This is a genomic window from Leifsonia sp. NPDC058194 (genome assembly GCF_042883605.1).
In the GTDB taxonomy this organism is placed as follows: Bacteria; Actinomycetota; Actinomycetes; order Actinomycetales; family Microbacteriaceae; genus Leifsonia.
The window spans coordinates 31,560-46,048 of record NZ_JBHVVL010000002.1; the positions used below are offsets into that span (position 1 = coordinate 31,560).

General features: G+C 69.7%; 16 protein-coding genes. 10 read left to right on the plus strand and 6 right to left on the minus strand.

Translation table 11 applies throughout. The annotated features are described in order from the left end of the window. The first annotated feature begins 11 nt into the window (after positions 1 to 11). The 5 genes from ACFVU2_RS06880 to ACFVU2_RS06900 are packed head-to-tail and all read left to right on the plus strand — an operon-like array spanning position 12 to position 3,913. A complete protein-coding gene (locus ACFVU2_RS06880) occupies positions 12 to 770 on the plus strand; it encodes a PHP domain-containing protein (protein ID WP_387872446.1) in 759 nt (252 codons plus the stop codon). Beyond that, positions 767 to 922 carry a hypothetical protein gene (locus tag ACFVU2_RS06885; RefSeq protein WP_387872448.1) on the plus strand — a complete coding sequence of 52 codons (156 nt, stop codon included), beginning with the start codon at positions 767 to 769 and terminating at the stop codon, positions 920 to 922. The genes ACFVU2_RS06880 and ACFVU2_RS06885 overlap by 4 nt, the downstream gene beginning before the upstream one ends. Next, on the plus strand, positions 919 to 1,305 hold the full coding sequence (locus ACFVU2_RS06890) for a response regulator transcription factor (protein ID WP_387872450.1): 387 nt from the start codon (positions 919 to 921) through the stop codon (positions 1,303 to 1,305). The genes ACFVU2_RS06885 and ACFVU2_RS06890 overlap by 4 nt, the downstream gene beginning before the upstream one ends. Further along, a complete protein-coding gene (locus ACFVU2_RS06895; protein ID WP_387872451.1) occupies positions 1,302 to 3,110 on the plus strand; it encodes a sensor histidine kinase in 1,809 nt (602 codons plus the stop codon). Before ACFVU2_RS06890 ends, ACFVU2_RS06895 begins: the two co-directional genes overlap by 4 nt. Continuing rightward, entirely contained in the window at positions 3,107 to 3,913 is an 807-nt protein-coding gene (locus tag ACFVU2_RS06900; protein WP_387872453.1) for a carbon-nitrogen hydrolase family protein, read from the plus strand. The genes ACFVU2_RS06895 and ACFVU2_RS06900 overlap by 4 nt, the downstream gene beginning before the upstream one ends. Before the next feature lie 9 nt (positions 3,914 to 3,922). On the opposite strand, the gene ACFVU2_RS06905 is transcribed toward ACFVU2_RS06900, so the two are convergent. Beyond that, positions 3,923 to 5,119: a pyridoxal phosphate-dependent aminotransferase gene (locus ACFVU2_RS06905; protein WP_387872455.1), complete on the minus strand. Its 1,197-nt coding sequence runs from the start codon at positions 5,117 to 5,119 to the stop codon at positions 3,923 to 3,925. Between the two features lie 167 nt (positions 5,120 to 5,286). Here ACFVU2_RS06905 and ACFVU2_RS06910 point away from each other — a divergent pair, with 167 nt between their 5' ends. The 4 genes from ACFVU2_RS06910 (at position 5,287) to ACFVU2_RS06925 (ending at position 9,985) form a co-directional block, all read left to right on the plus strand. Then, the gene (locus tag ACFVU2_RS06910) at positions 5,287 to 7,125 is read left to right on the plus strand and encodes a trypsin-like peptidase domain-containing protein (protein ID WP_387872457.1); all 1,839 of its coding nucleotides are present in this window, start codon (positions 5,287 to 5,289) and stop codon (positions 7,123 to 7,125) included. A 118-nt stretch (positions 7,126 to 7,243) separates the two neighbouring features. Continuing rightward, positions 7,244 to 8,287 carry a glycosyltransferase family 2 protein gene (locus tag ACFVU2_RS06915; RefSeq protein ID WP_387872459.1) on the plus strand — a complete coding sequence of 348 codons (1,044 nt, stop codon included), beginning with the start codon at positions 7,244 to 7,246 and terminating at the stop codon, positions 8,285 to 8,287. 2 nt (positions 8,288 to 8,289) lie between these two features. Beyond that, positions 8,290 to 9,108: a CDP-alcohol phosphatidyltransferase family protein gene (locus ACFVU2_RS06920; RefSeq protein WP_387872461.1), complete on the plus strand. Its 819-nt coding sequence runs from the start codon at positions 8,290 to 8,292 to the stop codon at positions 9,106 to 9,108. Continuing rightward, a complete protein-coding gene (locus tag ACFVU2_RS06925) occupies positions 9,101 to 9,985 on the plus strand; it encodes a glycosyltransferase family 2 protein (RefSeq protein WP_387872463.1) in 885 nt (294 codons plus the stop codon). The genes ACFVU2_RS06920 and ACFVU2_RS06925 overlap by 8 nt, the downstream gene beginning before the upstream one ends. Here ACFVU2_RS06925 and ACFVU2_RS06930 read toward each other — a convergent pair. Next, entirely contained in the window at positions 9,982 to 10,926 is a 945-nt protein-coding gene (locus tag ACFVU2_RS06930) for a hypothetical protein (protein ID WP_387872464.1), read from the minus strand. The genes ACFVU2_RS06925 and ACFVU2_RS06930 overlap by 4 nt on opposite strands. A gap of 142 nt (positions 10,927 to 11,068) precedes the next feature. Here ACFVU2_RS06930 and ACFVU2_RS06935 point away from each other — a divergent pair, with 142 nt between their 5' ends. Then, the gene (locus tag ACFVU2_RS06935) at positions 11,069 to 11,371 is read left to right on the plus strand and encodes a helix-turn-helix domain-containing protein (RefSeq protein WP_387872466.1); all 303 of its coding nucleotides are present in this window, start codon (positions 11,069 to 11,071) and stop codon (positions 11,369 to 11,371) included. A gap of 58 nt (positions 11,372 to 11,429) precedes the next feature. Here ACFVU2_RS06935 and ACFVU2_RS06940 read toward each other — a convergent pair whose 3' ends face one another. The 4 genes from ACFVU2_RS06940 to ACFVU2_RS06955 form a co-directional block, all read right to left on the minus strand. Further along, positions 11,430 to 11,636 (minus strand): hypothetical protein, encoded by a 207-nt coding sequence (locus ACFVU2_RS06940; protein ID WP_387872467.1) that lies wholly within the window; start codon positions 11,634 to 11,636, stop codon positions 11,430 to 11,432. Positions 11,637 to 11,886: 250 nt separating this feature from the next. Beyond that, positions 11,887 to 12,621 carry an ABC transporter ATP-binding protein gene (locus ACFVU2_RS06945; protein WP_387872469.1) on the minus strand — a complete coding sequence of 245 codons (735 nt, stop codon included), beginning with the start codon at positions 12,619 to 12,621 and terminating at the stop codon, positions 11,887 to 11,889. Beyond that, positions 12,622 to 13,509 (minus strand): ABC transporter permease, encoded by an 888-nt coding sequence (locus ACFVU2_RS06950; protein WP_387872471.1) that lies wholly within the window; start codon positions 13,507 to 13,509, stop codon positions 12,622 to 12,624. It lies immediately after the preceding gene. Positions 13,510 to 13,560: 51 nt separating this feature from the next. Then, positions 13,561 to 14,253 carry an NTP transferase domain-containing protein gene (locus ACFVU2_RS06955; RefSeq protein WP_387872472.1) on the minus strand — a complete coding sequence of 231 codons (693 nt, stop codon included), beginning with the start codon at positions 14,251 to 14,253 and terminating at the stop codon, positions 13,561 to 13,563. Positions 14,254 to 14,489: the final 236 nt, after the last annotated feature.

Sequence of the window (14,489 nt, forward strand, 5' to 3'; positions counted from 1 at the left end):
CGGCGCCTGCGATGCTCGACGTCCCTGGGCTGCTCCGTGGCGACTTCCACGTCCACTCGACGTTCTCGGACGACGCCGTCAGCACCCTCGCGGAGAACATCGCCGCGGCCGGAGCAGCCGGTCTCGAGCGGCTCCGGCTGAACGATCACGTCCGCGCCTCGACGACCTGGGTGCCCGAGTTCGTCGCCGCCGTCGCCGCCGAACGCGTTCCGGCCGACCTCACCCTGCTCACGGGGGTCGAGACGAAGCTGCTGGATGCGACTGGAGCCGTCGACATCCCGGCCGACCTGGTCGTCGGGCCCGGCGGCGTCGACACGATCGTGATCGGCGACCACCAGTTCCCGGGGACGGACGGTCCCTGGTCGCCGCAGGCGACGCGCGACCGGCTCGCCGCGGGGCTCTCCGCCGACGACGCGCTCGACCTGCTGGTCGGCGCGAGCATCCGCGCGATGGAGCGGACCCCGCACGCGCAGCTCGCGCACTGGTTCTCCATCCTGCCGAAGGTCGGTCTGGCGGAGACCCGGCTCGGTGCGGACCGGCTCACCGCCTGGGCACAGGCTGCCGCCGCCACCGGCACCATCGTCGAGGTGAACGAGAAGTGGGCGTGCCCCGGGGTCGACGCGATCGTCGCGCTCCAGCGGGCGGGAGCGCGTATCGTTGCCTCCACCGACAGCCACATCGCGACCGACGTCGGCCGGTACGACCGGGTGACCGCGCTCCTCACGGAGGCGGCCGGCAGGCTCGCGACCGAGGGTGAGGACGAGGGATGAGCCCCATCGAACTGAATCGCGCGCAGCGCACCGAGATGCAGCGCGAGATCGATCAGAACCGTCGCTGGGAGCTGCGCCTGCCGATTTACGCCGGGATCGCCCTCCTGGTACTCGCCGCGATCGTCGTCGTCCGGGTGGTGTTCTTCTCGTGACCGAACGCGTGCCCCGCATCGTCATCGCAGACGACGACGACGACATCCGCGGCCTCATGGTGATCGCCGCCAACCGCGCCGGCGTCGAGGTCCTGGCCGCGGTGGACAACGGCCGCTCGGCTCTGGACGCGCTCCTCGCCGACGAGGTCGACCTCGCCGTCCTCGACATCTCCATGCCCGGGCTCAACGGGGTGGAGGTCGCCGAGGCGGTCCGCGCCCAGCGGCCGCAGACCCTGATCCTGATGGTCTCGGCGTCGGTGCAGCTGCTCACGGATCACGGCGTCGTCGCCGAGCGGTCGGACAGCTTCATCATCAAGCCGTTCAGCCCGCGCGTGCTGACCGAGCGCATCCGGCAGATGCTCGGGATCGAGGTCAGCGCGTGACGCTCGACCGCTGGCTCGGCCGGCTGCCCATCGACTCGCCGTCGGTCCTCATGAAGCAGCTGCCGACGCTCGTCGGCTTCGTCCTGGCGCTCGCCGTCGCCTTGATCCCCGACTTCGTGCCGGTCGACCACCCGGACTACGTGTGGGCGTCGATCGCGCTCGTCGCCGTCGCGACGATCCTGGCGGCAGCGATCCGGTGGCCGCGCATCCACCCCGGGTGGATCGTGATCGTGCCGCTCCTGTCGATGCTGGCGATCGGGCTGCTGCGTCTCGGGACGGGCGGCTCGACCTCCCCGATCGGCGTCATCCTGCTGCTGCCCTTCGTGTGGATCGCCACCGAGGAGGGGCGCCGGAACATCCTGGTCGCCACGCTCGGGATGTTCGTCGTCCTCCTCGCCCCGCTGTACGCCGCGGGCGTGCCCGGTACCGCCGTCGACCTGGTCCGGGCGCTGTTCTCGCCGGTCATCTACTTCATCCTCGCGACGGTGATCAACGAGATCGCCCACCGCCTGCGCTCGCAGCTGGCGGCGACGAAGGCCGCCGCCGAGCAGCGGGCGGAGCTGCTCGCCCAGGCGGTGAACGCCCAGGACGAGCTGGTCCTCAACGAAGCCAGGCTGAAGACGGCCAACCGCCTCATCCAGAGCATCTGGAACGCGGTCACCGAGCAGTCGGTGATCGGCACCGATCTCGACGGCCTGATCGACGTGTGGAACCCGGGCGCGGAGAAAATGCTCGGTCTCACGGAGAAGCAGGTCGTGGACGGCGACCGCCACATCGTCGAGTTCCACCTCGAGTCCGAGTTGGAGGAGCGGCTGCGCGACATGGACGCGCGCTTCACCACGGTGGCGAGTGCGGACGACTTCTCGGCCCTCGTCGACACGGTGCGCGCCGGGTACGCGGACGTCCGGGACTGGACGTACATCCGTGCCGACGGCAAGCAGGTCCCCGTCCAGGTCGCGGCGACGCCCCGCCTCGACGAGAACGGCCATCGCGTCGGCTTCATCTTCGTGGCCACCGACATGACGCAGGCGCGCGAGTTCGCGCGACTGAAGGACGAGTTCGTCGGCCTGATCTCGCACGAGCTGCGCACGCCGCTCAGCTCGATCCTCGGCTACCTCGAGCTGATGCGCGACGACGAGGAGTCGCCGCTGTCGGAGGAGCAGCTGCAGTACCTCGCCGTCGCCGAGCGCAACGCCCACCGGCTCCTGCGGCTCGTCGGGGACCTCCTGTTCACGGCTCAGGTCGAGTCGGGACGGTTCCCGCTCGACATCAAGGACGTCGAACTCGGTTCGGTCGTCGCGGCGTCGATCGAGACCGCGCGCCCGATCGCCGGTGCGGCCGGCGTGACACTGGTCAGCGAGGTGCCGGAGGGGCGGGTGGAGGTACGCGGCGACGCCGTCCGCCTGGGCCAGGCGGTCGACAATCTCATCTCGAACGCGGTCAAGTTCACACCCTCCGGAGGCACGGTCACCGTGTCCCTGCGACCGGGTACCGCGGAGGCGGTGATCGCCGTGACCGACACGGGCATCGGCATCCCCGCCGTCGAACTGAGCCAGCTCTCGCAGCGGTTCTTCCGCGCGTCCACCGCCACCCGCAACGCGGTCCCCGGCGTCGGGCTGGGGCTGACCATCACCAAGGCGATCGTCACCGCGCACGGGGGGCGCCTCGACATCGCGAGCGAGGAGGGCGTCGGCACCTCGATCAGCCTGGCCTTGCCGGTCGAGACCCCGCAGCCTGTCGTGGACGCGCTCCCGGGTGCGGACGCCGTGCCGGCGGCGGGCTCGGTGCGCGGGGCCGCGTCGTGACCACCGTGTCCGTCGCGGTGGTGCAGTTCGCACCGGGCGACGACCGGGTGCACAACCGCGAGATCGTGACGGGTCTGATCGCGGTGGCGGCAGAACGCGGAGCCCGGCTGATCGTCCTCCCCGAGTACTCGTCCTACTTCACCGACCCGCTGGGGCCGTCCTTCGCGCACAACGCGGAACCGGTCGACGGCGAGTTCGTCACGGCGCTGGCCGGCGCCGCGCGCGACCACGGCGTCCACGTCGTCGCGGGGCTGGTCGAGCGCACGGGGGAGCGGCACCGCTTCGCGAACACGCTCGTCGCCGTCGATCCCTCGGGGGACGTGGTCGCCACGTATCGCAAGCAGCATCTCTACGATGCGTTCGGTTCGCGCGAGTCCGATTGGGTCGTACCCGGAGAGACGGGCGAACCGGAGCTGTTCGAGGTGGACGGACTGCGGGTCGGGCTGCAGACCTGCTACGACCTCCGCTTCCCGGAGGTGACGCGCCTCCTCGCGGATGCCGGAGCCGATCTCGTCGCCATCCCGGCGGAATGGGTGCGCGGACCTCTCAAAGAACACCACTGGTCCACCCTCCTGCAGGCGCGAGCGATCGAGAACACCCTGTACGTGGCGGCAGCGGACCACACCCCGCCGATCGGCGTCGGCGCGAGTGCGATCGTCGACCCGATGGGCGTCGTGGTGGCCGCGGTCGCGGAGGTCGCGGGCATCGCCGTCGCCGAGGTGTCGGGCGAGCGCATCGCCCGCGTGCGGGAGGTCAACCCGGCGCTGGCTCTGCGCCGGTACCGGGTCGTGCCGCGCGACTGAGCCGGTCGCTCAGCCCCGGAGGGTGCCGAGGCGCGCGGCGGCCTCCTCGAGGACGTCGATCCGTTTGCAGAAGGCGAACCGGACGAGCGATGCCGTGCGCTCGGCGTACTCGTCCCGGCAGAACGCGGCGAGAGGCACGGCGACGACGCCCGCGAGGTCCGGGAGCGCGCGACAGAACTCCACCGCGTCCCCGTGGCCGAGCGGCGCGGCGTCGGCGACGACGAAGTAGGTGCCCTCGGTGGGCAGCACGCCGAAGCCCGCCGCCCGCAGGCCGTCCGACAGGATGTCGCGCTTGTGGGCGAGCCCGGTGGCGATGCCCGTGAAGTAGGCGTCGGGCAGAGCGAGTCCGGCGGCGATCGCGGGCTGGAGCGGTGCGGCATTCACGTAGGTGAGGAACTGCTTCACCGCGAGGATCGCCGTCACGAGCTCCGCAGGCGCCGTGAGCCAACCGACCTTCCACCCCGTCGTGTTGAACGTCTTGCCGCCGGAGGAGATGCTCACCGTCCGCTCCTTCGCGCCCGGCAGCGTCGCGATCGGGATGTGCTCGGGCCCGAAGGTGAGGTGCTCGTACACCTCGTCCGTGACGATGATCGCGTCGTGCCGCTCCGCGAGCTCGACGATCGTCTGCAGCAGCTCGCGGTCGAACACCGTCCCCGTCGGATTGTGCGGTGTGTTGACCAGGATCACGCGCGTGCGATCGGTCACCGCATCCCGCAGCCGTTCCGGATCGGGCAGGAACGCCGGCGGCTCCAGGGGGACCGTGACGTGGCGGCCGCCGGCCAGGGCGATCACCGCGCCGTACTCGTCGTAGAAGGGCTCGAAGGTCACGACCTCGTCGCCGGGCTCGAGCAGGGCGAGAAGCGTCGCCGCGATCGCCTCGGTCGCCCCGGCGGTGATGAGCACCTCGCGATCAGGGTCGGGATCGAGGCCGTAGAAGCGACGCTGGTGGTCGGCCACCGCTCGGCGGAGCAGCGGGATGCCGGTGCCCGGCGGGTACTGGTTGGCTCCGTTCCGGATGGCCTCCACCGCCGCGTCGAGGACTGCGGCAGGTCCGTCCTCGTCGGGGAACCCCTGACCAAGGTTGATCGCGCCGGTGCGGGCCGCGAGTGCGCTCATCTCCGCGAAGATGGTCGGCCGGACCGATCCGTCGGCGCCGAGCAGCCCCGCTCCGCCGGCTGCCCGTCGCCACGCTCCCGAGACCGTCATGTCCACCTCTTCCTTGTGTGCGCCTCCAACCTAACCGCCCGCGTCGTCGCGAACCCGTCGAGTACGTTAAGGAGAGTCATCGACAGGCGGAAGGCAGCCCACAGGGGGCGCAAATAGAACACCCAGGTTCGCGTCCCAAGCTGTTCCTGCTTGGAAGGAGCAACACCATGACCGACACCCCGATCACCCCGGAGCCCGCGAAGGCCCAGCACGACGCCGACACCGACGCGGTCGTGGATGCTGGCACCACCGCCTCCACCGACGCCGTGAACGCGGACGCCCCTCAGGCCGAGGCCGCGCCCACCGTCCCGGCAGCCCAGACCCCGGCCGCAGACGTGCCGGCCACTCCGGCCGCCCCGGCCGCTCCGGTCGTCGAGACTCCGACGCCGCTCGTCGTCGAGCAGCCCGCCGCGCCGGCGGCCGCAGCCCCGGCCGCCCCGGCGCCTGCAGCGCCCGCCGGATGGACCGCTCCCGCGGCCGAGCAGGCAGCCCCGGCGGCCCCGTCCGCTCAGCAGACGCAGCCCACCCAGCCCCTCGCGCCGCAGCAGCCGTACGGCTCCCACCCGGCGCAGCAGCCGACGGCGCAGCAGCCGACCGTGCCGCAGCCGACCGCGCAGCAGCCCGACTACGGCAACGGCTCCTTCGGCCAGCCCGCCTACGCGGGCGCCGCTCCCGCCGGCCCCTACGCGCCGCACCCCCACCAGCACGCCTACGCCGCGGCCCCCGGCACGCCTGCGCCCGGAGCTCCCGGTGCGCCCGCCGCCGACCGCCCCGCGAAAAAGCGCAACACGGGCCTGATCATCGCGACCCTCGCGATCGGCGCGCTCGTCGGCGGCCTCGCCGGCGCCGGGGCAGGCGTCGGCATCTACTCCGCCGCCAACTCCAACAGCGCGACGATCAAGACGGTCTCCGGCCCGCAGAACATCACCGTGAACGACGCCAACAACGCGACGACGGTCACGGCGGTCGCCGCCAAGGCGTCGCCGAGCGTCGTCACCATCTCGGTGACGGCCTCCAGCGAGGGCGGCACCGGGTCCGGCATCGTCCTCACCTCTGACGGCTACATCCTGACGAACACCCACGTCGTCACGCTCGACGGCGCCGCCTCCGACGTCTCCATCAGCGTCACGGACAACGACGGCAAGATCTACTCGGCGAAGATCGTCGGCACCGACCCGACGACCGACCTCGCGGTGATCAAGCTCGACGGCGCGTCCGGGATGACCCCGATGACGTTCGCAGACTCGAGCAAGCTCAACGTCGGCGACACGGCGGTCGCGATCGGTGCCCCGCTCGGACTCTCCGGCACGGTCACCGACGGCATCGTGAGTGCCCTCAACCGCAGCATCAGCATCGCCTCCTCGGCTGCGCCGAAGTCCAGCGACGGCTCGTCGAGCGGTGACGGCAGCTCGCAGAACCCGTTCAACTTCGACTTCCCGGGGCAGGGCGGCAGCGGCTCGCAGCAGCAGCAGACCACGACGCAGGGCACGATCTCGCTTCCGGTCATCCAGACCGACGCCTCGATCAACCCCGGCAACTCGGGCGGCGCTCTGCTCAACAGCAAGGGCGAGCTGATCGGCGTCAACGTCGCCATCGCCAGTGCCAGCGGCAGCAGCAGCGGCTCCAGCGGCCAGTCCGGCAGCATCGGCGTCGGCTTCGCGATCCCGGCCAACCTGGCCAAGCGCGTCTCCGACGAGCTGATCAAGAGCGGCACGGCCTCCCACGGCCTCCTCGGCGCATCCGTCGCCGACGCCAGCTCGGACAGCAAGGCGACCACCGTCGGCGCCCTGATCAAGGACGTCACCTCGGGCGGCGCCGCCGCGAACGCCGGTCTGAAGGCCGGTGACGTGGTGGTCAACTTCAACGGAGTGCCGATCACCGACGCCACCGACCTCACCGCCCAGGTGCGGGCTCTCGCGGCCGGCGCCTCCGCCGAACTGACCTACACCCGCGACGGTCAGACGAAGACCGCCACTGTGACGCTCGGCTCGCTCGCGACCGACTGATCCGCCCCGCAGACGGAAGGCCGTCCCGTGTTCGCACGGGGCGGCCTTCCGTCGCGTCCCGGAGCCCTTCAGGCCCCGGCTGCTAGGCTCGTGCGGACCCGAATCACGAATGGAACACATGCCGGACGACACCCCGAACACCCTTCCCGGTGTCTCGTACGTGATGCCCGTGCTCAACGAGGCGACGCACGTGCGCGCCGCCGTCGACAGCCTGCTCGAGCAGGACTACGCCGGACCGATCGAGGTCACGATCGCGCTGGGCCCGAGCATCGACGGCACCACCGAGCTCGTCGCCGAACTCGCCGCCGTCGACCCGCGGATCCGCGTCGTCGAGAACGTCGTCGGCTCGACGCCCGCCGGTCTGAACCTCGCGATCCGAGAGTCGCAGTTCCCGATCGTTGTCCGAGTCGACGCGCACAGCGTGCTCCCTGCCGACTACACGCGCATCGCGGTCGAGACCATCCTGGAGACGGGCGCCGACAACGTCGGCGGCCTCATGGACGCCCAGGGCACCACGGACTTCGAGCGCGCCGTCGCCCGCGCCTACGGCAGCCGTGTCGGCCTCGGCGGTACGAAACTGCACGTCGGGGGAGCGGCCGGCCCGGCCGAGACGGTCTACCTCGGCGTCTTCCGGCGCGATCGTCTGCTGGAGGTCGGCCTGTTCGACGAGGAGATCAAGCGCGGGCAGGACTGGGAGCTCAACCGGCGCATCCGTGGCGCCGGAGGAACGGTCTGGTTCACGCCGCGGCTGACGGTCACGTATCGGCCACGTCCCAACCTGTACCGCCTCGGACGCCAGTTCTTCTCGACCGGCATCTGGCGGGGCGAGCTCGCCCGACGGTACCCGGCCTCCAACGGTGTGCGGTACTTCGCACCGCCCGTCATGGTCCTCGGCGTCGCACTCGGCATCCTGCTCGGGATCGCCGGCCTCGTCCAGGATCTGCTCGGAGCCACGCCCTGGCTGCTCTGGGGGTTCGCCGCCCCGGTCTTCTACATCCTGATCGTGACCGTCTCGGCGCTCCTCTGGGGCCGACGTGACGGTTTTCGCTCGTTCCTCTGGTTTCTCGTAGTCTTGCCGTGCATCCACTTCTGCTGGGGGATCGGGTTCGTCCTCGGATACCTCTCCCTCACGCGCAACATCACGGCCCACACGGGAAGGTAGGCATGTCAGCACAGGGAAGCGGGGCGCGGACCACGCGGCCGGCCTCGATCGCCGAGTTGAAGGCGGTGGCACAGCCGCCCGAGGTCCGCGGCCGACGCAACGCCGAGCACTGGACGGCGTCGCTGTACCTGCGCAACCTGTCGCCCTACCTCACCTGGATCCTGCTCAAGACGTCGATCTCGGCCAACGGCGTGACCGGCCTGATGATCCTGACGGGATGGGCCACCGCCGCGAGCCTGCTGATCCCCGGCATCGGTGGAGCGGCGCTCGCACTCGTCCTCGGCCAGCTGCAGATGCTCGTCGACTGCTGCGACGGAGAGGTCGCGCGCTGGCGCAGGACGTCGTCCCCGGCGGGGATCTTCCTCGACAACGTGGGCCACTACACGACGGAGACCCTGATCGCCATCGCCCTCGGCGTGCGGGCCGCAGGCTTCCCGTTCGAGGCGCCCCAGGACCTCCTCTGGACGAACCTGGGCACGTTGCTCGCACTGTTCATCGTGCTCAACAAGGCGCTGAACGACATGGTCCGCGTCGCGCGTGCGAACGCGGGGCTCCCCAAGCTCGCGGACACCCAGGCCGCCTATGCGCCGACCAACGGGCTGGTCGCGCGCCTGCGCCGGGCGGCCCGCTTCCTCCCGTTCCACCGGCTCTACCATTCGGTCGAGCTGACCATCCTGATCTTCGTCTTCTCGATCGTCGGCCTGTTCATCGGACCCGTGCTCGCCGACCGGATCCTGCTCTCCGCCCTCGTGCCCCTCGCTCTTCTCGCGGTCATCGGGCACTTCGTGGCGATCATGTCCTCGCGGCGGGTCCGTGGCTGAACCGCCCACGGTCGGCGTCGTGGTGCTCACCCAGGGCACCCGTCCCGTCGAGCTCCGGCACGGACTCGAATCCGTCCTGGCGCAGCAGGGCGTCCGGACGGACATCGTGGTCGTCGGCAACGGGTGGGATCCGGCCGCATCCGATCCGCCCCTTCCCGACGGGATCGCGGGCCTCGCTCTTCCCGAGAACATCGGAATCCCAGCGGGCCGGAACCGGGGGGTGCCGCTGGTCGCTGGGGACTGGCTGTTCTTCCTCGACGACGATGCGAGCATCCCGTCCTCGACGTTCCTGGCTGACGCGATCGCGACCATCACGTCCGACCCGTCGATCGGCATGCTGCAGCCGCGGCTCGCCGATCCGCAAGGAGGGGAATCCCCCCGCCGCTGGATCCCGCGCATCCGCAAAGGCGACCCCACCGACTCGAGCAACGTCTTCTCCGTGCTCGAGGCGGCGATCGTGCTGCCACGCGCGGTCTTCGAGCGTGCCGGAGGCTGGGCGGACCCCTTCTTCTACGCTCACGAGGGCATCGACCTCGCCTGGAAGGTGTGGGATCAGGACCGTCGCGTCTGGTACGCCGGCGACCTCCTCGCCGAGCACCCGTCGGTGTCGCCCACCCGACACGCCTACTACTACCGGCTCAACGCCCGCAACCGGGTGTGGCTGGCGCGGAGGAACCTTCCCGCGGTGCTCGTTCCGCTGTACGTCGGCTCCTGGACCGGCATCCAGCTTCTGCGCTGGTTCCGCAAGCCGGCGGTGCTCCGTGCCTGGTTCTCGGGCTGGGCCGAAGGGTGGCGAACCGACCCGGGTGAGCGCAGACCCATCCGGTGGCGCACCGTGTGGCGCATGACGGTCGCGGGCCGGCCGCCCATCGTCTAGCGTGCGCCGACCGCGGGCGGCTCCGGGTCATTCGTGCCGGTGGGCTCCTGCTCCTTCGGATCGACGCTGTTCTCGAGCTCGCGCGGCGGCGTGATCGCAGCCCGTGCGCGCCGTCGGGGGAGTGCGCCGCGGACGACGGAGCCGACGCGTACGACGCGCGCTCCGGTCGCCCGCCCGAGCCGGAGGGCGACACCGGGGCCGTCGGACGGCAGCAGGACGTCGGGGACGACGAGAGGAGCGGGTCCGAACGCGAGCCGGGAGTTCTGGACGACCCGGCGCCCGAGGATGTTGTTGCCCGCGCCGCCGATCACCGCGCCGACGCCGAACGGGATGGCTCTGGCGATGATCCCGGCCCCGCCGCGGACGGCGAACTGGCGCAGGAAGACGCTCTTCAGACGGTCGACGAGGGGGCCGACCACCATCGACGGCAGCGTCGACGTCACGAGTTCGCCCCAGTAGGCCGTCCGCGTGACGCTCGCTCCGCCGACCTGCCCGGCGAGCTGGCGCACCAGATCCGAACCTTCCTTGCCGAGCATCATGGTGAGGACGAGCGCGCGCGCCCGTCGGGGGTCGTCGACGGCGATCCCGTGCAGTTCGCTGAGCGACTGCGCGTACAGTGCTGTCGCCTCCAGGAACGCGGCTGTCTCGACGCCCGAGAGCGCGAGGGTGATACCCGTTCCGATCGCCGGGATGACGGCGGTCGCGCCGACGGCCGCTCCTCCGGTGGTGACCGCCGCGAGATAACGCCGTTCGAGGATGGCCGCGAGCTCGGGGCCCGACGCGTCGGGATGGCGACGGCGGAGTCCTCGGAGGTGCGCGATGACCGCAGGGCGCTGGATGCCGAGGAAGCGGTCGAGGGTGGCATCGACGAGTCGGGGAGTGTCTCCGCCGCGCGGAGGACCGCCCGTCATCGAGACGTATGGTTGCTGTTTCTTGGCCATCCGTATCGAGTGTAGGCGTCGATCCGCCCGTGCCCTCACCCCTTGCCAATACTTGTGTTTCATGTACTTGCATCCTGAGGCTGGAGCGGGGGAGGCTCTTCCGCTCTGGTTCGGCCCGACCGGCGTCACTAGTAATAGATGGATGATCGAACCACTCTCACCAGCCGCTCGCATGTTCGGAGACCGCGTCCGCAGCGCTCGTCTGGAGCTCGGGCTCAGCCAGGAGGCTGTGGCCGAGCTCGCCCAGATGCACGTCACCAACTTCGGCAAGGTCGAACGCGGCACGGCGAACCCGAGCTTCCTCACCGTGCTCCGGATCGCCAGTGTGCTCGGTCAGGATCTCTCGGCGCTCACCGACGGGATCACCGCGGAGCACTTCCCGGATGAGTCGACCGTGCTCACGGCAGCCGACTTCATCGGGGCTCGCGAGCGCGCGCGGGACTGAGCGGCGGAGTCCGTGCGGTGCGGGCGCCGTACGCGGGATCCCGCACCGCACGGGGTGATCAGAACGCGATCTGCCAGAGGTACTCCCGTCCGTCCGGCGGGAACCACCGGACGACGAGGAGTGTGTCCCGAGCCGGATCGCGCCCGGTCACACTCGCGCGGACCGACTCGCCGGGGTGGACGGATGCGGGTGCGCTGACGCGCAGCCGGGAGCTTCCGGCGACGCTGATGCTGACGCCCCGGAGCACCTCGCGGCTCGTGTTCACGAGGCGATAGTGAGGCGCCGCACTCCGGTCGACGTACCAGGGGACCGGGTAGGCGATCCGGCGGAGTCGGGGAGCGGGACGGGGGCTGCGAAGGATTCGTAGGTGTCTCATGCCGCCGACGTTAGCCACCCCGTCCGACGCTCCTGGCCTCAAATCGGGCAGTTAAGCCTGATCGGGGGACAACCCGGCGGAATCTTTTCTGTGGAGGGTTTCGTGCCTCCGTGAAAACCTGCCCTGATCAGGCTTTCGATCAGCTGCCGTAGTCCTGGTTGTACAGGTCGAGAACGTCTTCGATCGGGCCGTCCAGCATGAGCTGACCCTTGTCCAGGTACAGTCCCCGTGCGCAGAAGCGTCGAAGATCCTTCTCGTTGTGGGACACGAAGAAGAGTGTCCTGCCTCCCGCGAGGAGCTCGTCGATCCGGCGGTAGCACTTCTCCCGGAATCCGCGATCGCCGACGGCAAGCACCTCGTCGACGAGGAGGACGGGCTCCTCGAGCTGCGAGATGACGGAGAACGCGATGCGCACCTTCATGCCGCTGGAGAGATGCTTGTACGGTGTGTCGACGAAATCGCCGATCTCGGCGAAATCGATGATCTCGCCGAATCGCGCGTCGATCTGTGCGCGCGTCATGCCGTGGAGTCCGGCGGTGAGGTAGACGTTGTCCCTGACGGTGAGGTCGTCGACGAACCCGCCGGTGATCTCGATCAGGGGGGCGACGCCCTCGTGCACCCGCACCGTCCCCTCATCGGGGAGCAGAACGCCCGCGACGAGCTTGAGGAGGGTCGATTTGCCTTGGCCGTTGCGGCCCACGACGCCGATGGCCTCGCCGGCCTCCACCCGGAAGCTGACGTTGCGCAAGGGCCAGAAGTCGTCGGGCCGTGTGCGGCGCTGACGGGACGCGAAGAGGTCCTTGAACGAGCGGCGTGCGCCGCGGTTGCGGCGGAAGCGCACCCCGAGTCCGCTGACATCGATGACGGCGGCCACTCAGATCTCCTTCAGCACGTCGCGCTCGAAGCGCTTGAACACCAGCCAGCCCACGAGGAGGAACAGCACCGACATCCCGGCGCTGACCCCGACCAGGAACCAGTCGAGCTCCTGGGCGAAGAACGTGGCGCGGTACAGGCTGAAGATACCGGTGAGGGGGTTGAACGCCGACCAGAAATGCAGGGAGAAGAGGGTGTCGGCCTGCGCCCCTGGATTCGCCGCGACATAGGCGGCGCAGTGCTTCGCCGCCACGGTCGCGCCTCCGCAGCCCCCGGGGAGGTCGCGGGCGCTGTAGATGATCGGCGATGCGTAGAAGAGGAAGCGCAGCGCGAGCTTCACCACCCGCTCGAGGTCGCGGAAGAGGACGACGAGGGGAGCGATGAGCAGTCCGATGCCGACGGTGAGAACGGTCTGGATGAGCACGGCCAGCGGGAACAGCAGGATGTCGAAGTTCACCTTGGCGCCGGTCGCGATCGCGAACACCGCGAGGACGGGCAGCGAGAGGAGGAACTCGATTCCCTTCGATGCGACGATCCGATTGACCCAGATCGACCGGGGGATCATCGTCGAACGGATCAGCTTCGCCTCACGCAGGAACGCTCGCGTGCTGTCCGACACGGCTCCGTTGAACCACATCCAAGGGAGGAGCGCGGCCAGCAGGAAGACGATGTACGGGTCCTCGCCGACTCCGCGATGGAAGATCACCGTGAAGACGAACCAGTAGATCCCGCTCATCACGAGGGGGTCGAGGATCGACCACACGTAACCGAGGGCGCTGGTGGAGTAGCGGACGCGCAGATCGCGTTTGGTCAGCAGCCAGAGGGAGTGCCGGTAGCGCGCGAACGGCGTCCGCTGCGCAGGGCGCACCTCAAGGGAAGAACTGGTCACGAGTACACATCGTATTGATCGAAGCTGCGTGAGGCGTTCACGCGGCGACGACTACACGAAAAGATTCGCGCGCTCCAGGTCCTCCTGGAAGTCGACCTCGACGGCGTAGAGATCGGAGATGTCGACCGGCTCGGCCAGGAGGCGGTCCTGCACGATGGCGAGCTCGATGCCGCGCTCGAAGTAGTCCTGGTCGGCGACCCGCTGCAGCTGGCGCAGCAGGGCGGCCTTGTCGGAGCTGGAGACGTAGTTGATCCCGACCGCCTCGCCGAGACCGCCCTTGACGGTCTTCGAGAGCTCGTGGATGTACCCCTCGGGGCCGGTCGTGTACTTGACCTCCTCGTCGGCCACCGACGAGGTGTTGACGGTCACGAAGGTCTGGTCGCGGTTCACCATCGCGGCGCCGCGGACGAGGACGGCCGGGTCGAAGACGACGTCGCCGTTCATCCAGAGGACTCCGCCGGGGCCGGAGGCCTGGAGTGCGCGCATGAGGCTTTTGGACGTGTTCGTCTGGTCGTACTGCTCGTTGTAGACGAACTCGGCGTCCGGAAACGCCTCGATGATGTGCTCGAGCTTGTACCCGACGACGATCGTGACCTTCACATCCGTGCCGAACGCGGCGTGGATGTTGTCGAACTGCTGCTGCATGATCGTGCGGCCGTCGTTCAGCTCGGTCAGCGGCTTCGGAAGGCTGCGGCCGAGGCGGCTGCCCATCCCGGCCGCGAGGATCACTACCTGGGTCGTCACAATCATCTCCTTGGGATCCGCGCGGACGGGCGGTGCGGCTCCATAGCCGTTCGCCGGGACTGGGATGGGTTCACCCAGGGTTCATCTGCGCTTACGCGTATCGACACCCCTTCATGCCTCGACCAGAATACCGGCGACCCCTTTCCGGGGGCAGGGGTTGACGGATCTCGTTGTGGGGTCGTTATGTTCCTCACAGGGGTTTCGGAGGTGCGCCGCCGCGCCGGAATCGTTCGGAG

Excerpts from the sequence above, each read along its gene's own strand:
- ACFVU2_RS06915 (WP_387872459.1), top strand. The coding sequence starts at position 7,244 with ATGCCGGACGACACCCCGAACACCCTTCCCGGTGTCTCGTACGTGATG.
- ACFVU2_RS06885 (WP_387872448.1), top strand. The coding sequence starts at position 767 with ATGAGCCCCATCGAACTGAATCGCGCGCAGCGCACCGAGATGCAGCGC.
- ACFVU2_RS06910 (WP_387872457.1), top strand. The coding sequence starts at position 5,287 with ATGACCGACACCCCGATCACCCCGGAGCCCGCGAAGGCCCAGCACGAC.
- ACFVU2_RS06920 (WP_387872461.1), top strand. The coding sequence starts at position 8,290 with ATGTCAGCACAGGGAAGCGGGGCGCGGACCACGCGGCCGGCCTCGATC.
- ACFVU2_RS06905 (WP_387872455.1), bottom strand. The coding sequence starts at position 5,119 with ATGACGGTCTCGGGAGCGTGGCGACGGGCAGCCGGCGGAGCGGGGCTG.
- ACFVU2_RS06935 (WP_387872466.1), top strand. The coding sequence starts at position 11,069 with ATGATCGAACCACTCTCACCAGCCGCTCGCATGTTCGGAGACCGCGTC.
- ACFVU2_RS06880 (WP_387872446.1), top strand. The coding sequence starts at position 12 with ATGCTCGACGTCCCTGGGCTGCTCCGTGGCGACTTCCACGTCCACTCG.
- ACFVU2_RS06930 (WP_387872464.1), bottom strand. The coding sequence starts at position 10,926 with ATGGCCAAGAAACAGCAACCATACGTCTCGATGACGGGCGGTCCTCCG.